This is a genomic window from Chryseobacterium sp. VD8 (genome assembly GCF_037149975.1).
Classification (GTDB): Bacteria; Bacteroidota; Bacteroidia; order Flavobacteriales; family Weeksellaceae; genus Chryseobacterium; species Chryseobacterium indicum.
The window spans coordinates 1-4663 of the sequence record NZ_JBBCQL010000297.1 but is presented as its reverse complement, the minus strand read 5'-3'; the positions used below and the strand labels follow the sequence as shown (position 1 = coordinate 4663).

The window sequence follows — 4663 nt, the reverse complement described above, 5'->3', positions numbered from 1 at the left end:
TAAGAACCAACGAAACGGCTTTATCTTTTGTAGGAGACTTTTTCCAGCAGCACAAACCCGTTGCTGCCATTTGTCACGGACCACAAATTCTCATTAACGCCGAAGTAGTGGATGGAAGAAAAATGACGTCGGTAAATTCAATCAGCAAAGATCTTAAAAATGCGGGAGCGAATTGGGAAGACAGCGAAGTTGTAGTAGATCAGGGTTTGGTAACAAGCCGTACTCCGAAAGATCTTCCCGCCTTTAATGCAAAGATGGTAGAAGAAATAAAAGAAGGCAAACATGAAGAACAGACCATCTAAAATATAAAAGCACAAACTGTAATTTTACAAACTCTGATTATAAAAAATCCGGCGGCATCGAAGATGCCGCCGGATTTATTTTTTAATTTTCTGTAGATCTTGTCTTTTTATAGAACATCCTGTAAATTAAAAACGTCTGTATGAAAACATTTCCTAAAAGTATCAGGAATACCTTATAAAAAGCAATTGGCGCATAAAAGGGCAGTAACGGATCAAACAATACTGCAGGTGAGCTCGCCAAAACTTTTATGACTGACAACGGGTACTGCAAAAATTCAGGTTTTATACCGATGAAAAACTGGTCGTAGATAAACACATAAAGAATATCAAATAATAATATTCCCAGAAACAGCAGTATAAATTTTTTCACAGCCTTATTTTCGATTAATTAAAAGCTTCAATAATCTTAGAAAAATCTTCCAGTTTTAAAGCGGCTCCGCCGATCAGACCTCCATCAATATCCGGCTGAGAGAATATTTCCTTTGCATTATCCGGTTTTACAGAACCTCCGTAAAGAATAGAAACTTCATCAGCAACTTCCTGTCCGTATTTTGCAGCGATAATGCTTCTGATGTGAGCGTGGATTTCCTGTGCCTGTTCCGGGGTTGCAGTTTCTCCTGTTCCGATTGCCCAAACCGGTTCGTAAGCGATCACTACTTTTTTAATTTCCTCTGCTGAAAGTGTGAAAAGAGCTACTTCAGTCTGATTTTTTACCACTTCAAAATGCTGTCCTGCTTTTCTCTGTTCCAAAGTTTCTCCGTTACAGTAAACAGGAATCAAACCTTTATCCAAAGCTAATTTTACCTTTCTGTTGCAGTGAGAATCTGTTTCGCCGTGATATTGTCTTCTTTCAGAATGCCCGATTAAAGAACCTGTTGCATCAATCGATTCAAGCATATCCACAGAGATTTCTCCTGTGTACGCTCCGCTTTCATGTTCACTGATGTCCTGAGCGAAAACGCCGATTTCATCCTTTTCAAAAACATCTTTCGCCATCATCAGATACAGAGACGGAGGCGCAATCCATACTTCGCAGTTGGTTGTATTGTTATTTTTATAGCTTAGTAACTGAACCATTAGCTGTTGAGCGTCAATTACATTTTTGTTCATTTTCCAGTTTCCTGCAACTATTTTTCTTTTCATAGTTTCTTTTTATTTTAAAGTTAAAAACTAAAAGTCAGAAAAGGATTTCTAACTTTTAATGACTAATTATCGATTAATATTCCAAAGATTTTTCAAAAGCGTATAAAAAGTATGCTCTTCATCCGTTACTTTATTATCCGCCTTAATAAGCGTTTTGGCAAACTGGATGAAACTTGTTCTTTCCTCTTCCGTAGAATCGTCGTAGAAACAACGTGCGTGAAATTCAAAATGATCTTTCCATTCTTCCGGCTGAAGTAGGGCAATGGTTTCAAGTTCATTATCAAGATTCATTTTAAAAGGAAATTCATCGGCTAGATACTGCTGAACAAGCATTCCTTCTTCCGGAGCAAATTCTCCGTCTACAGAAGAAAGAATCATCAATAAATGATAACCGGCAATGGGTTTGTTAGACTTTTGCATTGATATAGTTTAAATTTTAGTGTTTTTTTATTTCAGATAATCTTTTGCAGGCTGTTTGTCCACAATTTTTCCGTTTTCAAGAACCAGAACAAAAGGATTGCTTCTTGCGATGGTTTTAATGGCTGTGGCATCCATCATCAAATTTTTAATGGATTTAAAAGTATTCGGAAGCGTTGAAACCCCGTACACAGCAGGTGTACCCTGAGTTTTTACTTTAGTTTCAAGCTGTTTAATAAGTTCTGGAGAAACGTTTTGCGGATAGTACGTGAAAATTAAAATGGCTTTCGGAGCATTGATAATCTGCTGAGTAAGATCCGTTCCTGTGGTATCTTCAAGCTTGAATTTTGCAATTTCAGATTTGTAGCCTTCTTTTACCAGAACAGATTCATTTTTTCCTTCTTCTATTTTCCATGGTGATCCTTCTGCCCAATATTCTGTTTTTTTGATATAATCATCCTGATTTACTTTCAGAACTTCTCCGGTCTTAGAGTTTTTCAGGGAATAAAACGTTTTATACTGGGACGGATTTTTAGCAATTTTAGCTTTTTCAGCTCTCAGATCGGTTCCGATTTTATAATCGCGGAAATCGATAACAGGTTCATGAACTATTCCGTGTGCGCCGACCAGAATCATGGCAACAGAAAAAACGCCCAGAAGAATATATTTGAATTTATTTCCTGTCTCTTTTTTTGCACTGTAGCTGTACGCATCTTTTTTCTTAAAATCTTTTCTGTAAAGAATAAAAACAGCAATTAATCCTACCAGAAGTACAATATCTTTCATGAAACTCTGCCACGGCGTAAATTTAATAGCATCCCCGAAACATCCGCAATCTGTTACCACATTGTAATAGGCAGAATAAAAGGTAAGGAAACCAAAGAAAATACAAAGTGCAATTAATGCAGAAAGCGTGAATTTAAGTTTCAGTTTAATCAAAAGCATAAAGCCCAGAATAAGTTCCAGAACCACAACAAATATCGAAAGCGGCAGTGCAAACTTTTCAAAGAACGGCATATTAAAAACATTCGGGGCAAAATATTCTTCCATTTTAAAGGAAAAACCAACCAGATCCACTGCTTTTACAAACCCTGAAAGGATGAAAATAACCGCAAGAAGAAATCGTAATAAACCTTTTATCATAATTAATTTGTTTTTTTATTCTACACTGGCTGCTTTTTCAGAAAATTTGATCAGGCAGAAAACCGCATAATTCAGCATATCAAAATAATTGGCGTCCAAACCTTCAGAAACAAGAGTAACGCCTTGGTTATCTTCAATTTGCTTGGTTCTCAAAACTTTCTGGTAAATAAGATCTGTTATAGAGGAAATTCTCATATCTCTCCAAGCCTCTCCGTAATCATGGTTTTTTCTTTCCATTAATTGCTGTGCTTCTGTCGCATAATGATTGTAAAGCTCTAAAATCTCTTCTTTATTTTCATTAAAATCGTTGGAAAAACCTTTTTCAAGCTGAATCAGTCCGATAATGGAATAGTTCACAATGGCTATGAATTCATCTTCTTCACTTTCGTCCACCATTTTTTTGTCAGTCATTTGTAACGTGCGGATTCTGTTCACTTTAATATAAATCTGATCCGTAATTGAGCTTGGTCTTAAAACTCTCCACGCTGCACCGTAATCCTGTAATTTTTTGCTGAATAATTCGCGGCACTGACTGATAACTTTCCCGAACTGTACTGATGTTTCTGACATAAATTCTCTTAATCTTTCAAATATACAAAATAGGCAGGAATCAATAGGTTTTTTTTGAGTTATGAATTATCATTAATTGGTATACCGCAGATAAATTCAATGACTATAAAAAGCCATTCAAATAAAAAAGAGTAAAAATTACTTCTTACTCTTTTACTGTATTTTAAAACTGTTTCACTAAATTTAAGTATTCCACACTTTTTTTTATCTGATAAAGTGGTAAAGTTTCAATAAGTTCTTTTGCTTCATCAACCTCTTTCAGAATGATAACGGCTGCATCTTTGGTCTGTGTTAAAAACAGATGTTCCAGAATTCCTTTTTCTTTCCAGTCTGCTAATACTTCCTGTTCATGTTTCAGGATCTGCTGAAAATTTTCTGGAAGATTGTTTGTGTCTATGGCTAAAATTACCTGTATTCTGTTCATGATATGTTAAATATATTTTGTTATATGTTCTTTATATTTCTTTAGATCGTTTTCTATATCAGGGTTTTTGAAAACATCGTAAAATGCAAAGGTAGGCTGCGGTTCTACACCAAGAAACTGCAAAGCTGCCGTAAATGGTTTTGTAAAATCTTCCATGGATATATCACTTAATAATTGTTCCGGAGTTCCGAAAGTTTCTTCAGGAGCATTCCATGTATTCACAATCATTCCCCTGCTTTTTAATAATCCGCCGGTACCATATTTCCCGCCGTTATTTCTTCCGTCTCCTGCGTATATTTTTCCATAGCCGCTCATCAGCACAGTATCTATATATGCTTTGGTTTTTGCTGGCATTCCGAACCAGTTAATAGGGAAATGAAACAAAATAAAATCTGCATTTATCCATTTTTCTACTTCCTGTGGCACATCATATCCTTTGTCTATGGTTGTTTCCAGGATTTCGTATCCTTTTTCTCTGAATGAGGTTATACTTTCTTCAAAAATTGTCTGATTAAGTTTACCTTCGGCTATTTGTGGCCATCGTACGTGTCCGTTTATTACTAAAGCTTTCATTATTTTAATAGTTTTAAATATTTAAATATAATTAAGATTAAAAGAATTTAAGTTACAAAATTAAATCCATTACTTTATATTTGCAAGTAGT

General features: G+C 35.3%; 8 protein-coding genes. 1 reads left to right on the top strand and 7 read right to left on the bottom strand.

Annotated elements, in window-relative coordinates; all coding sequences use genetic code 11:
* Positions 1 to 302: DJ-1/PfpI family protein (locus tag WFK35_RS20800; protein ID WP_336734403.1), on the top strand; the 302-nt coding region annotated here is incomplete at its 5' end.
* An 82-nt stretch (positions 303 to 384) separates the two neighbouring features.
* On the opposite strand, the gene WFK35_RS20795 is transcribed toward WFK35_RS20800, so the two are convergent.
* The 7 genes from WFK35_RS20795 to WFK35_RS20765 all read right to left on the bottom strand — a co-directional run bounded on the left by WFK35_RS20795 (position 385) and on the right by WFK35_RS20765 (position 4572).
* Entirely contained in the window at positions 385 to 672 is a 288-nt protein-coding gene (locus WFK35_RS20795) for a hypothetical protein (protein WP_336734402.1), read from the bottom strand.
* 14 nt (positions 673 to 686) lie between these two features.
* Positions 687 to 1445, bottom strand: a complete 759-nt coding sequence (gene tpiA, locus WFK35_RS20790) for a triose-phosphate isomerase (RefSeq protein WP_336734401.1) — start codon at positions 1443 to 1445, stop codon at positions 687 to 689.
* A gap of 66 nt (positions 1446 to 1511) precedes the next feature.
* Entirely contained in the window at positions 1512 to 1865 is a 354-nt protein-coding gene (locus tag WFK35_RS20785) for a TerB family tellurite resistance protein (protein WP_076392410.1), read from the bottom strand.
* Between the two features lie 27 nt (positions 1866 to 1892).
* Positions 1893 to 3005 (bottom strand): BT_3928 family protein, encoded by a 1113-nt coding sequence (locus WFK35_RS20780; RefSeq protein ID WP_336734400.1) that lies wholly within the window; start codon positions 3003 to 3005, stop codon positions 1893 to 1895.
* 15 nt (positions 3006 to 3020) lie between these two features.
* Positions 3021 to 3575 (bottom strand): DUF1599 domain-containing protein, encoded by a 555-nt coding sequence (locus WFK35_RS20775; protein ID WP_235131341.1) that lies wholly within the window; start codon positions 3573 to 3575, stop codon positions 3021 to 3023.
* Positions 3576 to 3738: 163 nt separating this feature from the next.
* Positions 3739 to 3999: a hypothetical protein gene (locus WFK35_RS20770; RefSeq protein WP_336734398.1), complete on the bottom strand. Its 261-nt coding sequence runs from the start codon at positions 3997 to 3999 to the stop codon at positions 3739 to 3741.
* A 6-nt stretch (positions 4000 to 4005) separates the two neighbouring features.
* Positions 4006 to 4572 (bottom strand): NAD(P)H-dependent oxidoreductase, encoded by a 567-nt coding sequence (locus WFK35_RS20765; RefSeq protein WP_336734396.1) that lies wholly within the window; start codon positions 4570 to 4572, stop codon positions 4006 to 4008.
* Positions 4573 to 4663: the final 91 nt, after the last annotated feature.

Excerpts from the sequence above, each read along its gene's own strand:
- WFK35_RS20785 (WP_076392410.1), bottom strand. The coding sequence starts at position 1,865 with ATGCAAAAGTCTAACAAACCCATTGCCGGTTATCATTTATTGATGATT.
- WFK35_RS20775 (WP_235131341.1), bottom strand. The coding sequence starts at position 3,575 with ATGTCAGAAACATCAGTACAGTTCGGGAAAGTTATCAGTCAGTGCCGC.
- WFK35_RS20780 (WP_336734400.1), bottom strand. The coding sequence starts at position 3,005 with ATGATAAAAGGTTTATTACGATTTCTTCTTGCGGTTATTTTCATCCTT.
- tpiA (WP_336734401.1), bottom strand. The coding sequence starts at position 1,445 with ATGAAAAGAAAAATAGTTGCAGGAAACTGGAAAATGAACAAAAATGTA.
- WFK35_RS20770 (WP_336734398.1), bottom strand. The coding sequence starts at position 3,999 with ATGAACAGAATACAGGTAATTTTAGCCATAGACACAAACAATCTTCCA.
- WFK35_RS20765 (WP_336734396.1), bottom strand. The coding sequence starts at position 4,572 with ATGAAAGCTTTAGTAATAAACGGACACGTACGATGGCCACAAATAGCC.